At 46.7% G+C, this 17,324-nt stretch carries 17 protein-coding genes; all 17 read left to right on the forward strand.

What is annotated here, in order from left to right:
- The first annotated feature begins 51 nt into the window (after positions 1–51).
- The 17 genes from ON064_RS00600 to ON064_RS00680 all read left to right on the forward strand — a co-directional run bounded on the left by ON064_RS00600 (position 52) and on the right by ON064_RS00680 (position 17,223).
- Positions 52–1,278, forward strand: a complete 1,227-nt coding sequence (locus ON064_RS00600) for a hypothetical protein (RefSeq protein ID WP_274623178.1) — start codon at positions 52–54, stop codon at positions 1,276–1,278.
- Positions 1,278–1,667, forward strand: coding sequence for a hypothetical protein (locus ON064_RS00605; RefSeq protein ID WP_274623179.1), 390 nt, complete (start codon positions 1,278–1,280; stop codon positions 1,665–1,667). The genes ON064_RS00600 and ON064_RS00605 overlap by 1 nt, the downstream gene beginning before the upstream one ends.
- Positions 1,668–1,680: 13 nt before the next feature.
- Entirely contained in the window at positions 1,681–2,772 is a 1,092-nt protein-coding gene (locus tag ON064_RS00610) for a phage major capsid protein (RefSeq protein WP_274623180.1), read from the forward strand.
- Between the two features lie 13 nt (positions 2,773–2,785).
- A complete protein-coding gene (locus tag ON064_RS00615; protein WP_274623181.1) occupies positions 2,786–3,124 on the forward strand; it encodes a hypothetical protein in 339 nt (112 codons plus the stop codon).
- A 1-nt stretch (position 3,125) separates the two neighbouring features.
- Positions 3,126–3,542, forward strand: coding sequence for a head-tail connector protein (locus ON064_RS00620; RefSeq protein WP_274623182.1), 417 nt, complete (start codon positions 3,126–3,128; stop codon positions 3,540–3,542).
- Positions 3,539–3,910 carry a hypothetical protein gene (locus ON064_RS00625; RefSeq protein ID WP_274623183.1) on the forward strand — a complete coding sequence of 124 codons (372 nt, stop codon included), beginning with the start codon at positions 3,539–3,541 and terminating at the stop codon, positions 3,908–3,910. Before ON064_RS00620 ends, ON064_RS00625 begins: the two co-directional genes overlap by 4 nt.
- Complete coding sequence (locus tag ON064_RS00630) at positions 3,903–4,325, forward strand: hypothetical protein (protein WP_274623184.1); 423 nt, start codon at positions 3,903–3,905, stop codon at positions 4,323–4,325. The genes ON064_RS00625 and ON064_RS00630 overlap by 8 nt, the downstream gene beginning before the upstream one ends.
- 10 nt (positions 4,326–4,335) lie before the next feature.
- Positions 4,336–4,689, forward strand: coding sequence for a hypothetical protein (locus ON064_RS00635; RefSeq protein ID WP_274623185.1), 354 nt, complete (start codon positions 4,336–4,338; stop codon positions 4,687–4,689).
- 11 nt (positions 4,690–4,700) lie between these two features.
- The gene (locus ON064_RS00640; RefSeq protein ID WP_274623186.1) at positions 4,701–4,934 is read left to right on the forward strand and encodes a hypothetical protein; all 234 of its coding nucleotides are present in this window, start codon (positions 4,701–4,703) and stop codon (positions 4,932–4,934) included.
- On the forward strand, positions 4,934–5,749 hold the full coding sequence (locus tag ON064_RS00645; RefSeq protein ID WP_274623187.1) for a phage tail tube protein: 816 nt from the start codon (positions 4,934–4,936) through the stop codon (positions 5,747–5,749). Before ON064_RS00640 ends, ON064_RS00645 begins: the two co-directional genes overlap by 1 nt.
- 18 nt (positions 5,750–5,767) lie before the next feature.
- Positions 5,768–6,277: a hypothetical protein gene (locus ON064_RS00650; RefSeq protein WP_274623188.1), complete on the forward strand. Its 510-nt coding sequence runs from the start codon at positions 5,768–5,770 to the stop codon at positions 6,275–6,277.
- Positions 6,278–6,357: 80 nt separating this feature from the next.
- On the forward strand, positions 6,358–6,603 hold the full coding sequence (locus ON064_RS00655) for a hypothetical protein (protein WP_274623189.1): 246 nt from the start codon (positions 6,358–6,360) through the stop codon (positions 6,601–6,603).
- Positions 6,604–6,642: 39 nt separating this feature from the next.
- A complete protein-coding gene (locus ON064_RS00660; protein ID WP_274623190.1) occupies positions 6,643–10,410 on the forward strand; it encodes a peptidoglycan DD-metalloendopeptidase family protein in 3,768 nt (1,255 codons plus the stop codon).
- Between the two features lie 5 nt (positions 10,411–10,415).
- On the forward strand, positions 10,416–11,843 hold the full coding sequence (locus ON064_RS00665; RefSeq protein ID WP_274623219.1) for a distal tail protein Dit: 1,428 nt from the start codon (positions 10,416–10,418) through the stop codon (positions 11,841–11,843).
- Positions 11,840–14,599, forward strand: coding sequence for a phage tail spike protein (locus tag ON064_RS00670; protein WP_274623191.1), 2,760 nt, complete (start codon positions 11,840–11,842; stop codon positions 14,597–14,599). Before ON064_RS00665 ends, ON064_RS00670 begins: the two co-directional genes overlap by 4 nt.
- Positions 14,599–14,859 carry a hypothetical protein gene (locus ON064_RS00675; protein WP_274623192.1) on the forward strand — a complete coding sequence of 87 codons (261 nt, stop codon included), beginning with the start codon at positions 14,599–14,601 and terminating at the stop codon, positions 14,857–14,859. Before ON064_RS00670 ends, ON064_RS00675 begins: the two co-directional genes overlap by 1 nt.
- Positions 14,860–15,003: 144 nt before the next feature.
- Complete coding sequence (locus tag ON064_RS00680) at positions 15,004–17,223, forward strand: endonuclease/exonuclease/phosphatase family protein (RefSeq protein WP_274623193.1); 2,220 nt, start codon at positions 15,004–15,006, stop codon at positions 17,221–17,223.
- Positions 17,224–17,324 lie beyond the last annotated feature (101 nt).

Genomic DNA, 17,324 nt, shown 5'->3' on the forward strand with positions numbered 1-17,324 from the left:
AAATTCGTTAAAGCATTAAAAAAATCCTTTTTTTGAGAGGAGGTGAAATAAATGGGAGATAGTACTGTACTGCATTTGCCAGCAAGAATTACGTTATCGACAGAAGAGGCACCGAATACCGATATAGATCTCGAAAAGATTAATCGGCATACATTGGAGCCGGTTGAAGTATCTGAAATTTTCACATTCAGCGGGAACTGTTCGAATGATCGAATGGACTCGCACTTTACACGAATGGATCCAGTCACCACGCTGCGGAATTACGCAGACGACTTGAAGAACGGCGTCAGCTTGCAGGAAGGCCATAACGTTTACGTGAATCCTTACGGCCGTTCCTATGACGGAGAGGTCACCACAGTAGGCGACGAGAGCGGGCTATCGAATGCCGTTCGCGGCAGCTGGTACATCATGCGCGGGATTACAGCAAACGGCAACAAAACGGATGACACCATCCTGCAAATCAAAGCCGGTATCGTCCGCGATATGTCGGTCGGCTTCGCTGGCGGGTCGTATCGGTGCGGTAGCTGCGGCAAAGACCTGTGGAATTCTGACTGTCCGCATATTCCTGGACTGGAAGACGAAAATGGACGCGTATCATTCGCGTGGATCGTGGATGCACGCTTACGAGAAGTCTCGACAGTCTATAAGGGATCTACACCAAACGCGTACATCGACAAAGCGCGAGATTACGTGAAGCAAGGCCAAATGGAAATGGATAAAGTGCATAAGCTGGAGCAGCGATTCGACGTTCGATTGGACGACGGAAGCCGCTCTTTTTATATTGCGCAAAATAAGAAGGGAGCAGGAGCAAATATGAATTTGATGGATCAACTACGAAGTGAATTGAAAGATAACAAAATTGAAAAGCGGGCCGTCTACGATCTTTTGACAGCGGAGGGGGAGAAATTCCGTCAGCCGGATGACATCGCCATTCGCAATGAGCTTGGAGATGCGGCAACTGTTGATGGTGTGAAGAAAATGAAGGAAGAGGCGGAGCAGGGGCGCCAATACGTAACTGATCTTGTCGACCAAGCCGTGAAAGCTCGTGTCCGTGCGCAAGGCGAAGGCTTCAAGTCGGAGCCATATAAGAACATGCTGTCTCGCTCTGCAGATATTGAATACATCAAGTCAGAAATCGAAGCATACGACGCGATGGCAGGGGAGCGGTTCACGCCAGGTCGCCAAACAGAAGCAGAGAAGCTAGCTGGACGCCAACAAGCGGCTGGTGGCGATGATGACGTCATCGTATCTGAAACATATAAAGGAGCTGGGAAATAATGTTGAACAAGCGCGGTGGAATTGTACCTGATAGCTATGGTCTATCACTAACAGTATTCGCACAGGAGGCAACGCAGGAAGCGCCGGTCAAAGCCGGGGCACCTTTGAAACTCGCAACAACAGGAGCTTACCACGCAGTGAAATGCGCGGATGGAGACGACGTGCAATTGGTGGCCAAGCATACTGTCACGGATTCGGACGCGCCGCTTGGCGTACATGCTTACGGCTTCTCACGCAATGCAGAATTTAAGTATTCTGGCGCAATTGCAGTCGGTGATTCAGTAGTAGCAGATGCAACTGGCGGCGTAAAAGTGGCTGCAGCAGCAAACGGAACATTTGTGGCATTGGTAAATACAGCGAAAGGCACAGTCGAAGTACTGTTGCCATAATGGAGGGGAAATAATGGAATTCAAACACAAAATCAAAAACAGTCGCGGGGAAGTAGTTCAACTTAAAAACGGGACGGACCTCACATCAGCAATCAAAGAAGCAGCACGAGCGGATGGTCGAATTGCAGGACAGGCGCCTGATTTGATGGGCAAAAACAGCTCGGCAACATTCCGCGCTTACTTGGATCAACAAGGCGTAACGGTTAAAGATGCCATTCGTTCACTCGGCTTTGCGGATGTCGGGCCGATGCAAGCTCGTGCATTGTATGAGAACGATAATACGAAGCCGCTCTTTAACGCCGTATTGGAAGACGGGTTCCGTGAAGGATATTTGGCTGCAGGCCGTGCAAGCGAGCTGATTGCTCAGACAATCTCGATGGACCAGATGTCTTACCAGTACTATGAAATCGAAAACAAAGAGAACGATGACCTTGATCTATCTCTTGTTGGCCAGGGTGCGCCAATTCCGGTCGTCTCCATCAAGCTCGATACGAACCACACGATCTTTGTGTACAAGCGCGGTGGCGGTATTGAAATCACGGATGAGGCAAAGTCTATGCGCTTCGATATGTTGGCGCTGCACTTGCGCAAACGCGGCTTGCAAATGGGCCGCACGGATGAAAAGCTGGCCATTCATCGCTTGTTGAATGGGTACTTCAAAGACGGCACTGATGCCGCTCCGACAGTTGGCGTTAAAACGGCTAGTGACTGGAAGATGTCCGATATTTGGTACGCCGCTCAATACGGGAACCAAGAACACGGATTCACTTACAACCGTGCCGTCATGAACCTGAAAACTGCCGAGAAGTGGGCGACGATGAAAGAGGATAACGGTCAAATGATCTTCTTGAACGAGCTGAAGAACGGCGATATGCCGGATATGCTTCGCATGGCTCCATTCATTTCCGAGTCTGTGCCAGATGACCGCATCATGGTTGTCGATACACGCTTCGCGCTTGCTGAGTACCAGTACAAGCCATTCTCAGTTGAAAACGAGCGTAACGCGAAGACGCAGGTTGAAGGTTCATACGCAACCGTCACTTCTGACTACGTGCCATTCGATAAGAACGCACGTATGATCATCAAACTGGACACAGCACGATAAGGAGGAGAGCCTAATGGCTAAAATCGATACAGCAGATGAAATCGTGAACGAGTTCCCTGATAAAGGGTACGAAGCAGAGAAGCTTGCTGAAGAGAATACGCAAGCAGATCTGGATCAGCTGCAGAAAGACTTGCGGGCGGAGCGGGAGGCGGCCGGGGATGAATCCCCACCGTCTCCTTCTGACGTTCCAGAAGAGAAGGCTGTCAAGAAATATCGGCTAAAAGATCCAAAGACTTCTTATCAGGAAGTTGGATTCACTCTGGCTGACGATCAGGAGAAGGAGCTTCCAGAGAATCCGTCGTCATTCCTGATGGCTCGTATTAAAGCCGGGTTTATTGTTGAGGTGAAGTGATATGGCATTTGCAACCGTTGAGGAAGTAAGAGAGCGCGTTGCTTTTGAAGAAATAAATGATTTAGCTGATGCAAAGATTACAGACTTAGTTGAGCGAGCGGAGCGGTGGATCAGACGATTCACCGGCCGCAGCTTTGCTGATGAAAAAGATGCAGATAAAAAAGCAGACCTGAGGCGAGCGACCATTCTACTTGTGGAGTTTTTGTGGTTTCAGGATCAGCCAGAAATGAAAGAAGAAGCTTTTGATAATGTGCAGTCTGAAAAGCTGGGCTCGTATTCATATACGAAAAAAAGCGCAGAACCTGGTGAAGCCACTGGAGTTGTTGAATTGGATCAGATTCTTTACTCTCTGCGGCCGTCTGCAAATCTAAAGCCACTCTTCTTTTCAACTTTTGGTCCAGGGAGCGGGACGCGATGAATTTGCGCCGCTTATTGATACACCGCTGCACAGTCATAACACCCGGACTTAAAGTGGGGGAAACGGAATACGGGAAGCCCATTTATAAAGACGTGAAGAAAGAAGATGTGCCGTGCCGCGCCGATTCAATTCAGCGCACAATCGCCACAGACGCTTATAGCACGGATATCGTCACCAAGAATGTGCTTTTTCTTTCGCCTGATGAGCAGTTCAACGAGAATACAAAGTTTGAAAACATTCGCGATCAGAATGGCCATCCAGTATTGCCCGGTGCTTATCGATTCCAGGAAAGCAAGCCGGCATACGGAAAACGGAGGCTGCATCATCATGAAGTCTCTCTTGAGAAAGTGAGTGGATCGAATGGCTGAAGGCGCAATGAACTTTGAATTTAAGATGCCTAAGGAATTGGCGGGGCAATTCTCCGAAAAGAACATGAAGATGGCGAGGCAAAAAGCGGTTGAAGCGGCAGGGATGGTATGGGCTGATGAAACCAAGGAGATCGTCATGGAAGACGACCATATCGACACTTCCCTTTTTATCAACTCTATCGGCTACGTGACCAACGTCTCTGGAAAGAAAGACGGTCCGAAGGCGACTGAAGCGGATGTGGTTTATGAAATGGTCGAAGAGAACGAACAAACCACCTTGAAAATCGGCTCATCTGTTCCATACGCTCCTTATCTTGAAAAGAAATACAACGTAATGGCTCGCGGGTTGGACCGGGCACAGGACCGGATGAACCGAGTGGGCGATCAGCAAATCAAAAGAATCTTAGGTATATGAGGTGGGTTAAATGATTGCTTATAAAGATCCGATTCCTCCGGTACGAAGATTCTTTGATGACCGTACCGATTATCATGTCGATGCGAATACTTTTCAATCCAACATTCAAGAAGGCCTACTCGTCCGCTCTGCGGGCGGTGTAGGCTTTTCTCGTATCCAAATGATCTATCGCTCGCCTGATGAAGCAGCAGCAATGGCTGGGCTCATTAGAGCGATGGTTTTGTTGGAGAGGGAAGCGGCAAGCATCGATGAGTTGAGGGGCACCTGGTGCGAACGCGAAGGCAACCCGATACCATCCAAAGACGGTGAGACCGGTTCGTTTGAAGCGTGGGTCTATATGAGACTCGAACATATTGAAGCATAGGAGGAAATAAGATGGCAGAAAATAAGCAGGAAAAGAAAGCACCTGAGCTAAACAAGATCGTTTGCAAAGGCCCGAAGGAAAAGAATACCGGGGTCGCCGCTTTGCGAGTGCAAACTGGCATGAAAAAGAACGAAAAGGCGGATATTTACGATGGGCAAACGCTCATTGTAGACCGTGATGTTTCGAAGGAAGTCGCAGATAAATTGTTGCAGATGGATTCTTGGAAATTTGAGGAGGTTAAATAATGGCACCAGATATTCATAAAGTTAATTCAGAGAACTTTGTTGGCGGCCCGGGTCGCCTAGTAGTCGCAGATCTTAACGTTGCAGCTCCGACGCGCATCAGCGATGTCATGGACACGTCATCGCCTTTCGAATTGAAAGCAGGATGGCGCGATCTTGGCGCGACGAGCGAAGGAATCGCAATTTCTCGAGGCTTTACCACTGAAGATTTCGAAGTGGATCAAATTATGGGAGCAGCTGACACGGAAGTGACAAGCTACGCACACTCCCTCACGACTAGCCTGGCGGAGAACACGCTCGTCAATCGTCAGCTCGCATTGGTCGGTGGTGAGATCATTGAAACTACTGCTGAAATCGGCACGACGCAAGTGCTGGCCGGCGCTCTTGCTGCAGGGGCAAAAATTATTACCCTTACGACTCCTGACGCTGAATTCAAAGTCGGAGGATGGGTCGAGTTTACAGGCGGCGAACTGAAGAAAATCGCATCCGTTAACGAAGGCACAGTGGTACTCGAAACGGGCGTTGAAAAAGCCTATGAGATCACTGATTCGGTTTCTCCAGTCCTTGCATTGCCGACTAAGCGTATTGGTTACGGGACAAAGCGCGATGTGCCCTATCACCGCTATGCATTGATCAGCCAGAAGAAAGACGGCTCGTTGTACATGGCTGTTATCCGCAAAGTACAAGTCACAGGCGACGACAAGGAGCAAAGCTTCAACAAAAACAAACGCCTATTGCCACTTTCACTTACAGCATTCCCAGAAGACGGTGTTGCTGATGATGAAAACGTTTATTACGAAATCGAAGAATCTATTTAACTGGGAGGAAAATCATTCATGGCTAAGAACAAACTGAAATCGCTCGATATTAATCCAATTATCGGAACTGTCAACATCACAGGTGAGGAAACGTCATTCGACGTTCCTCGCCTTGATTTAAAAAAGATTATCGGAATCGTAAAGTTCATTGGTACCGATGGTGTGCGCATTTACAGTCGCGTTCGAGAAACACTGAAGAACGACGAAATTTCGAGTTTAGAACGCATCGTCGCTGTAGTTGATGAATTAAAAGACGAGCAATTGATTCGCGTCATCGCGATCATCCTTGAAGTAGATGACGAAGAGGCATTGAAGCTCGATCTAAACGAAATGCTTGATGTTCTGATTCTATTAGTGGAAAACACGAACCTAAGCAAAACTTTTACTCAAGTCCGGCACCTAGCGAACAAGATGTATGGGGTGGAAATTCCGGACATGCAAACAGTGATTCAGCAGTGGATGGAAGAGCGGTTCCCAGAAGCGGAGGAGAATCAACCGGAGGAAGTGAGAGCGGAAGTCAGCGATTAACATACGACGAGCTGATAGATAAAATCATTGATCAGATTGGCTTTGTTTCTTCGCATTTTGGCTACAAAGAAGAATATGTTTTGGAGCATACCCTCGAATGGCTGAATCGGAAAGCAGAGCAAGCTCATGAAGAGAAGTATTCTGAGAGCCGGAAGCGGACCATCGAGAATCATAAGGGCTTAATGCTGCTGGTAGATAGTTTGTTCAACCAGGGCAAAAACTTTAATGAATTGGTTCCTACGTATGAAGAGACACAACAAAAGAAAAAAGCAGAGCCAAAGAAAGAAGAATTTGTTGGCGGAAATTGGTGGAAGTCGGGAGAGTAATTCCGGCTTTTTTATTTTGCCAAAGAAAGGAGGGAGAATATGGCCACAGGTGGTAGAAGTAATATCGAAGTTACAGCCAATACGAAGAAGGCTCGTAAGACCATGGGCGATTTTTTCCGCGATATGGAGAATGTCGGGAAGAAATCACTCCAAGTTCTGAATGCGATTGATCCATTCGACGACTTATCTACTAGCGCAAAGAAAACGACTGGCGACATGAAAAAGGTCAGCGATTCAGCTAAGAAGCTTGATGGTGAGCTGGATAAGCTCGGCGATGGAAACAAGCTCGATGAAATGGGTCGAGATGTAAAGAAAGCGGATAAACACATGGATGAGCTGGAAGACGCGGCTAAAGATGTAGACGATGCGCTGGAAGATGCCACGGGCGAAATGAAGGACTTCGGTGATGCAGCTGTCAAAGAAACTGGCGCAGCAGAAGGAAGTGTCGGGAAACTCAGTGGCAAGTTGAAAACATTTGTTGGCGTACTTGCAGCGGGTTTCGCAGTTGATAAGATAAAAGACTTCGGTTTTGAACTCGCAGCAACTGCAGGCTCAGCCCAGGCAGTAGAAGCGCAATTTTCTACGGTCTTCGGCGATATGCAAGGCGAAGCTGCGGAGAGTCTATCTGCTATTTCTGGCGAAGCATCCATCCTCGAAAACCGTATGAAAGAAAGCTTCACAAAAATCGCAGCATTCGCCAAAACAGGCGGAATGGACACTGCAGATTCGTTGAACTTAGCCGACCGCTCGATGAGAGCGATTGCCGATAGTGCGGCGTTTTATGACAGATCACTCGAGGACACGACAGAAAGCCTGCAGTCATTTTTGAAAGGGAACTATGAGAACGATGCGGCTCTTGGGCTCTCTGCCACTGAAACAAGCCGTAATGCAGCGGCAAATGAGCTTTATGGGAAGTCATTTAATGATTTGGACGAAGCTCAGAAGCAATTGACGCTCTTGCAAATGGTTGAAGATGCAAACAAAGTTTCCGGCGCACTTGGACAAGCGGCCCGCGAATCTGACGGATGGGAAAACGTCATGGGTAACATGAGCCAAGCCTGGGAAGACTTCAAAGCTAAGATTGGAGCGCCAGTGCTTGGAATCGCCGTTAAAGGCATTCAAGCTGCTACAGGAGCGCTTCAAAAAATCGATGCAGATGCTATTGGCGATAAAATTGGCGCAACGTTTGACTGGGTTAGTGGAGCAATAGGTCGCGCAAAAGACGCAATCGAACCATTCCGCAATGCGTTTGGCGCTTTGAAAGATGTGATTAGTGGCGAGGATGAAACTGTCGAAAACATCTTTTGGGCTTGGGGTCTCGGTCCAGATACTTGGTCTGGAGTCACATCAGCAATCCAATCTATGAAAGATACATTCATCGATTTCAAGAATTCGATCATGCCAATACTGAAGCAGGCAGGCGATTATGTTCAGCAGTACTTAATAGATTTATGGCCAAAAGTGCAAACCGGTGTCGGCATAGCGCTTAGCTTTGTCGCCGGCTATATTCAAACCTTACGTGATAATTGGGACAAGCATGGACCCGCTATTTTCAATCGAGTAAAGGAAGTCTTAATTGACCTATGGCCGTCAGTGAAGTCTGCGGTGTCTGGGGTCGTCTCCTTTATAGGCAACATGGTAGGAAAGATAGTGGCTTTTTGGCAGTCAGACGGACAGCAGATTATGGATGCCGTTCGAAACGTTTTTGATTTTATTCTTAATATAATCGAATTTGTTATGCCGTTTGTGCTTGCGCTCATTAAGTCCGTATGGGGGAATATTCAGGGCGTCATTACCGGGGCGCTAGATATCATTATGGGCGTCGTGAAGATTTTCTCTGGTCTTTTCACCGGTGACTTCAAGAAAATGTGGGAGGGTGTGAAGCAGCTATTCTTCGGAGCTGTTAATTTCATCTGGAATTTTGTTCAGCTGACTTTCTACGGGAAGATTCTCGGAGGAGCGAAGGCTTTCATCCTATCTTTCCGAACGTTCTTTGCGAGTATGTGGCAAGCGATAGTCACGCTCTTCAAGGGAAATACAACAGCAGCATTCAACATGGTCAAGTCTGCTTGGTTTCTTATTTACAATACAACAAAAGCAACCTTTACGAATGTGATCAATTTCTTTAAGAGTATTTGGTCTACTCTGAAGAGCATTACGAGCGGAACAATCAACTTCCTCAAGACAGCTTTTACTACCGGATTTAGTGCTATGTTCCGCACGGTAAAAACTGGACTCGGTAATATCAAGTCTTGGTTCACCAATATATTTCGAGATGTTTACGATGCCGTGAAAGGCCGTTTTTCTGACATTGTGGCTTTGGCAAAAGGACTACCAAAACGTATTGGTGATGGTATAGGGAAGATGGCATCCAAGGTTAGTAACGGTGTCACCAAAGTTGCTAATACTTTAGCTTCTAAACTTGGGGATGGAGTAAATGGTGTCATTAGCGGAATCAACGGAGTGCTTGAAAAAATAGGCGTGAAGGAAAAGAATTTCGTGCCATTGTGGAACGTTCCACAGTATGCTCACGGCACTAAAGACCATCCTGGCGGATTAGCTAAAGTAAATGACGGAAAAGGTGCTAACGCGGGTCCGGAACTTATCATAAATCCCGATGGCAGTGCAGGCATGATGAAAGGAAAAGATGTTATAGGTAATTTCGCCAAAGGAACACAGGTGCTTTCGGCGATTAATACGAAGAAATTTCTCCAAAGCATACCCGCATATAACAACGGAAAAGGCATCTTAAACTCCTTGCTAAGCAAAGGTAAAGATGTAGCTAGTCATGTTTGGGAAGGTGGAAAAGACTTCGGAAAGAAAGTCGTAAATACGGCGATAGATGTCTTCGATTACATTAAAAAGCCTGGTAAATTACTAGATCTTGTGCTCGATGGTCTTGGGATTAAAAAGCCAAGCGGTAGCGGCTTTATAGCAAACATGGCCAAAGGCGCCTGGAACAAAGTGAAATCCGGTGCAGTCGGTTTTGTAAAAGGCAAACTAGACGGGTTCGGCGATGATGGTGGTCCAGCTCCTGGCTTCGGTCGTCTCTTCGGGAAATCATCCAGCTATGGTTGGCGGATGCACCCGATCCTCAAGAAACGAATCTTCCATAACGGAGCTGACTATCCGGCGCCTGCAGGAGCACTAATCAAGGCACAGGCCGCTGGTAAAGTAATTCAGTCGGCGTTTCATTCTATCCGTGGTAACTATGTGCGAATTAAATCGGGCATCATGGAGCGGATCTATCAGCATAACCAGCGAAACTTGGTTAATGCTGGCGACATGGTACGTAAGGGGCAAGGAATCGGTACTGTCGGTTCAACTGGACGCTCAACCGGTCCCCATTTGCACTATGAGGTGCTACGGAATGGCAAGAACATAAACCCGGAAGGCTTCTTCAAAGGCGGCATCGTGAAAGCGAAGCAGCTGGCGTGGATTGCTGAGAAGGGCATGGAGGCCATCATCCCATTGGTAACAAACCGTGCTGAAGGGATTGACCTTTGGAAACGGGTCGGTCAACACTTTGGGTTTGATATGGATTCGATGTTGAATTCAGGAGACTACGATGTAAGTTATGCCGGCAACGGTACCGCAGCACTCGATAGCGCCTCATCTGTTGGGTCGAGCATCAAGCAGAGCTTTGGCTCAAGTCAGAAGACTGGCTCTAATCAGCCGATTCACCTGACAGTCAGTGTGCCGCTTAATGATCGAGTGCTTGTTGAAGAGACATTTGAATTAACGCACGAAATGATTGAACAGAAAAAAGGTATCGAAAAACAAGGGAGAAGGGGGAAAACCTTTTGAGTACAATGGAATTCAATCATGTTAGAAAAGATTATTTGTCTATTGCTCGCGATTGGTCTCTCCCGGCTTGGGCTCCTATTAGACGAGAGTACATGGAGATACCTGAAAGGCCAGGCGGGGAACAAACGCAGATGGAAACAGAGATGCGAAGGTTCCCCCTTCCTATCATTATTCATGCAAAGACGTTCGAAGAAAAAGAGGCGTTCCTGGAGGACATGGCCAGTTGGCTAATCCATAAGGACCCAAAGCCTTTGAAGTTTACCAAGTACCCGAACCGTACGCTGTACGCTCAAATAGAGGGTGCGCCAGACTTTTCTGAGATGTTGAAGAATGGCAAGGGCACGCTGCAAATTGTTTGTCCGGATCCGTATAAGCACGGACCAACGCAAACTGATCCATTTAAGAATGGGATGCTTGAAATTACGAATAACGGAACCGTTCCCGTTTATCCGATTATCCGAGCCAAAGTTCTTGAGGACATAACGCACTTGCAGCTATTCGATAGCAAACGTTATTTTCAATTGGGAGAGCCGGCACCTATTGGAAGTGTAATTAGACCAAAAGAAGAACGGCTACTGAATGACGCGCTCGATTCTTTGGTGGGGTGGAGCCCCAGCGGCCAAGAGGTTGACGGCGGCGTTATATCCGGAGCGATGGAGACAAACGGCTATTCATTTGGTGCATCCAATTATGGAGAAAAAGTAGAAGGATGGCATGGACCGTCACTTAAGATAACTGTTCCCCAAGCGCCGATTACAGATTTTAAAGTAAGAACAAAATTCATTTTTAAGAATCCATCTTCGGCAGCTCGTGGCAGAATGGAGTTTTATCTAAGAGATGATCAATCACAAGATATGGCGAAATTCGCAATGAAACGGACGGGCGGTGGCTCATACGGAAATAGCATTGAGGCGAGAGCGGGCGGCGGTACGGATTATAAATACTTCGCAAATTATGCTGGGAAAAAAGGCATTGAGTGGCGAGACTTTGAAGGCATCATGGAGTTTTCAAGAGTCGGCAATCTCTGGACTGTCTATACTGCGCTAGTAGATCCTGTCACAAAGACGCACACGGCTAGAGCTACCTTTACACATAGAGACACTCAGAATAAGTATGTGCAGAACTTGGCTCAGATACAGCTTCATGTAGCTCAGAGTGGTGGCACGGAGCCTACAACAATGCGCATAAACCATCTTGAAGTCTTCCGAATCAATCCAATCACCTTAGAAGAAACCAACGTCATTGCGGTAGCAGACGATGAAATAGAAATCGACTTCAAAAAAGAAAAGATTCGTTTAAATGGGGAGTTGCGGCCGGACTTAAAAGCGTTCGGAAGCAACTTCTTTGCTATTCCAACAGGAAAAAACCTCTTTGAAATAGAGCCAGGTACGAGTCTCCAAGCTACTGCTGAATGGGAAGAGGGATATCTATGATTTACATCATGCATCCACAGCAAGACGAAATACTTGGTTATATCACTCCGGACAATTATTGGGAGGATGAGCACCATCATGGCTTGGATGGCGTTAATTTTATTCAATTTGGAACTTATGCGGATAGTGAAGAGGCGCAGCACCTGACTGATCGATGCCGCTTAATCGCACAGGGAAGCTCAGGTGTATGGCAGGAATTTATTGCCCACCAGATTTCCACAAGGACCGGCCGTAAATTGAAGATCGTTGCGACTGGATCGGAAATGGAACTGGATGGATTGAAAATCATCTATCCTCAAACCTTTACTGGGGCTACCTTAGAATATTGCCTCTCTATTGCGACAAGCGACACCGATTGGCAATCGGGTATTGTGGATCATGCTAGTTTTCAAACACAAACATTCGAGCAGCACCTCGGCGGCTACGCCTTCTTATTGCGCATTGCAAATTACTATGACCGAGAACTACGCTTCAGAATCGAAGTCTCGGGAAATCGGTTCGTCGGAAGATATATCGACATGGTAGAGCGGGTAGGGGCAGACAAGCGAAAAGAGATCGTTGCTGGAAGTAATTTAATTTCCATCGACAGAACCTTTCACTCGAAAGATGTTATTACAGGATTGATTTGTCGAGGGCCCGAAAGAGAAGATGGCTCTCTGCTTGAAATTCGAGTGACAGATGATGAAGCCTTCCAAAGATGGAATCGAAACAACAATCATATTTGGGATTTTTACGAGCCAGAGAGCACAGACGCCGAAATGACAGAAGAGCGACTTCGCAGCCTGGGCACAACCGAGCTAAAGAAACGAATCAATGCAGTCGTGGAATATGAAATAGAAGCTGCAGTTTTAGAAGATGATGATGTTCAATTAGGGGACACCTTAAGGATCAAAGATGAAAACTTTGAACCGCCATTGTATGCGGAGTCGCGTGCCATTTTTGTGAAAGAGAGAATAGGGCGCGAAGACTTGCAGAAAACCTATACGATTGGCGAGATCACTGAACTGGAAGAAGACGAAGTGCTACGAAATGCGAGAAAGGCTCAGGCTCGCTATGGCACCAAAATACTGCGCAGCCCATTGCCTCCACCAATCCAAAAAGCTATTTGGTTTCAAACGAATCCGGAAGAACCGGATAAGTTGGAAATTCCTCACGTTCCGGATATGAGTAGCCAAACGTGGAAGCCGGCATCAGCAAAAACTGCAGGGGAAATTGGCGGTATCGAACTGAATAAACAATACAATGGCGTTTCCTGGTCAGAGGAAGAAGGCATCGTTGTTGATCGGACGGACGAGCTCGTTCGTTCCGTAGTAAATGCGACTGAAGGGATTTCGGTTCAAGCACGTAAATTTACAGCCGAAGATTTCCAAAAGGTCTTCTTCGTTGATGGCGAAGGTAACTTGAACATGGTAGGCATCATGTATGGTTCCAGTATCATTCTCGGAGGCGAGGAGAGCGGCAGCTTAACGATTTTAGGCGAAGACGGCGCACCGATTGCACAACTAGACGAGAATGTACGAGATATGCCAGATTTAACGGTTGGTCACTTGGACGCTCCAAACAAGGTTGAATACATTGATTTTGGTGACACGCCCTTTGTGCAGCACGTAGCAGCGGAAGCTATGAACGGCGTGGCTGAACCGTCAGACGGAAACACCGGTCTGGATTGGGGTTCACCCTTACAAACCGTCAGCGAGGCTCTGAGAAGACTTCCGCGCATGTTTGACGGGGTAGCAGAAATAAGCCTGGCTTATGGCCAGACGTACAACGAGGAAGTATTCATCAGCGGATTCACAGGCAGAGGAACTTTAATTATTCGAAATTCTGCTGATACAACAAGGGCCGCCGTAAGTGGTAAAGCAGAAATCACCAATAACTCGATCTTCGTTGAATGGCGAGACTTGAATTTGAACTCCACGGATCCATACGCGGGGTTCTTTGCGCGTGGTTCGGTAGGGAAATTGGTCAATTGCCGAATAAATGGTGCTGCCGGCGATACAAGCTTTGGCGTCAATGTAAACTCGGGTGCTTTCTTTGAACTTTATAATTGCTCATATTTCAACTGTGTAACGGCCGTACGCGCTTCTTATGGCGGCAATGCCTACATGTCGGATAATACCGGCGAAGTGTCAGGAACAGCCATTCAAGCATTTGGAGGAGGAATGGTTTCTGGCCAAGGAACAGCACCTACCGGAGGCGCTGGAAATACTTCTGAAATTGCTGGCGGGCAAGTGACCGGCACATGGAATTTCCCGACGCCTCCTTCTGCACCGGCGCCAGTGACCAAGACAACGAAAGAAACTTTCAATTCATCGACATCAGCCAGCGGTACTTGGCGAGCCGATGAAAATAAATGGGATGCCACTTCGTACTATGGTAGCTATGCTACACAGGGATCCTATTACGGCTACGGTCCATTTACCGGCGCTTGGTTCTTTGGGGCGCTGCCGACTGGCAAGAAGATTAAATCCATGCGTTTATACGTCTCCCGTAAAGCAGGCGGCGTGAATGCAAAAGTGAATGTGAGCTTCAGACCGCACACAAACGCTTCTCGCCCTTCGGGGAATGTCAGCATGCAATCTACTTGGCATTCAGTTGGCATTGCAGTCGGAGAGAGCAAATGGATCTCATTGCCTTCTAAATTCTTTGCTGGCTTTGAAAGTGGAAGCTACAAAGGGATGGCAATTGGCGGCAGCGCTTATGCGAAATTGGGCGTGTCAGTGAAGCTAGAAATCACGTATGAGGAGGTCGCGTAATGAAGCGAATGAAACTCTTCGATGAAATCTATACAGCAGAAAGAATCTGCAAAACAGATGAAACGGTAACGGGTCATATTGGATCCGGTACCGTTTTTAAATTTGTGGATGTGCAAAATTTAAGTCTTTTTGAACTGCTTGATGGTGCCGAGTGGGATGCGCCAGAAGATGACGAGCTCGAGCAATTCAAAAAAAGGCAAGCAGCAAGCGAGAAAGCTATTTTATCGCTGATGGATATGTCACTAATGGGAGGGATATAAATGTTGGAATTTCTAGCACTACAATATGTATTGGGGCTCATTGATGCCAATAAAGTTCGATCTTATGCTCCGAAATGGATCACTCATGAACAAGCAGACATTATTACGGCTGCATCACAACAGAAGTAAGGGAGGAATAACCGCATGGCCATGAAAAAACACACGCGTCTCGATCTGGTGGAGGGTGGGAACATCTTTAAGCAAGGGGACTATGTGACCCTCGGTTTTATTCCCCGTGATTATACAGGTGCATCAGTCGATTTAACGAACAAGCAAATTGAAGGCTCTATATTTAATGGCAGTACGGGAGTTATATATGAGGGGCCGGCAAGCTTTGTAGACGGAAAGATATTCTTTACGATCAAGCAGGTGCTAAATGACGGGAAGTTCCAGCTGGAGTTTACAGTCACCGACGCAGCCGATCAAGAGTATAGAACGAAATTCCCAACGGATGATTACGCATCGGAACTTACCATCAAACCTTCTGCTGATAACTTGGATTATGTCGGTGTAAGCATGACGACGGTCGCACAATTGCGCACTGAGCAGGAACAAAAACAGCAGCAGTTTGAGCTGGCTATTGTGCCGCAAGTCGATGAATTGAAGCAGCGCGTTGAGGAAGGAATCGGTGCGTTCACAGAGGACACGGAAGTAAAAGATGCTCGGATGGACGAGATAAACTTGCGTACTTTTAATCAAAAAGTTGTGGCGCAGTTGGCTGGAACAGAGGCTGAGGCAAGACGGAAAAAAGACCCGGAAGATTTATCCGATAGAACACTTGCTCTCGTAACGGGAAACGGAACTATAAACGTTCTTTCCGTACCTCAAGAGAAATCTGTGGAATACAGTAAACTCAACCCTTACTTACAGAACAAAACCGTATCCGACAACCTTCTCTATCAGGCAGTTTGGGAGCAAGGGAGTTTTTCGGGGAGTTCCAAAACTGCTACTACCGTCAGATTAAGGTCAGCAACTCCCATTCCTGTTGATAAAAATAAACCACTGCATATCAAACTGCATGGGTTTACAGATTATCAAGTCACGTTGAGAGGGTATAGGGGCAGTGAACTGGCTCCAATTTATTCAACTGCTACCTACATTACCGTGGACACCATCCTCAAATGGAGCGATGTGTCGAACATTGATTTTGTTGTAAAGCGGATTGATGGTGCAGCTATCCTTCCGGAAGAAGCAAAGGCATTCAACTTTGAAGTTATCCAGAGTGATGACTTAGTGAATACGAATGTGCGAAAAACATTGAACAAAAAGCCAATCGACTTGTTTCCAACATTATTCGAGAACTGGACATACGGTTCGATTGATGGAGTGAACGGTTCAATTGCTTACGACAGGTCAATGATCGTTACACCTGACTTTATCCCGGTTAGCGTGACAGGAAATATCCTTGTTGAAATCAGCGGAAGCCGTAATTTGCAGATAGCCACTTTTAGCGGCGCAAACCAATTGAAACGGATATTTGATGTATCCAGCACTCAGATTATTCATTTTAACGACACCGAAAAGTTTCACAAACTGGAATTGTCCGATCCGGCTAATACGTCCGTGAAATATATGATGGACTTCCTGAATGAGACCGATATAAAAATGTCGCCAGTCGCATCAAAAGAACCGAAAAAATTACGGGTTGCGAGCTTCAATCTAGGTTTGTTCAGCAAGGGTACGGGTAGAGGACTTGATAACGCCACAAACGATATTCCTGCCGCCTTAATCGACACAAAAAGATATCTTGCAAGTATGGGTTGCGATTACATCGGTTCTCAGGAATACACGGAATACTTTGACCGCAATCAGACCATTGTTGCGGATACCGAATTAATGGGTTATCTATATCCGTTCATGCTTTACAGTTACAAGCCTTCAGGGAGTAAAATCTTCTCTAAGTACGAATTGTTTGATACGACTCTTAGAGCTTCCTTTGTCAATCAAGCGACCGATGATTCGGGTGGCACTCGCTATTATCAGAAAGCGTATATCCGGCTGAACGGTAAAGTTGTGTGCATAATTAACACGCATTTAACCACAGTGGACTATCAAGTAAGGGTAGCGCAAATGCAGGAATTAATAGACCTTTTGGCGAATGAAGAATATGCAATAATCACTGGCGATTTTAACGTACTGGGTGACGGAGGAACTAATGCACCCGGTTCTGAATACACAGGTTTTTTGAATTCAGGATACAAAATGGCAAATTACGATTACTACGGGGAGTTTGCCACGCATGATACAGGTAAGAAACTCGACAATATTATAGTGACTGATAATATCCAAATTAGTAATGTCCAAGTCGTGTCTGACGCCTCTGTCTCTGACCACTATCCTATCATTGCTGACTTATTAATCTAAGAAGCGAGAGGTGTGCCTATTGCTATACGGAGAAATCTTGTATAAGTGGGTAATGGGTGAAATCACTGTGCAAGAAGTGTATTCATACGTGGGAATTACCA

Source organism: Planococcus sp. A6 (assembly GCF_028823615.1).
In the GTDB taxonomy this organism is placed as follows: Bacteria; Bacillota; Bacilli; order Bacillales_A; family Planococcaceae; genus Planococcus.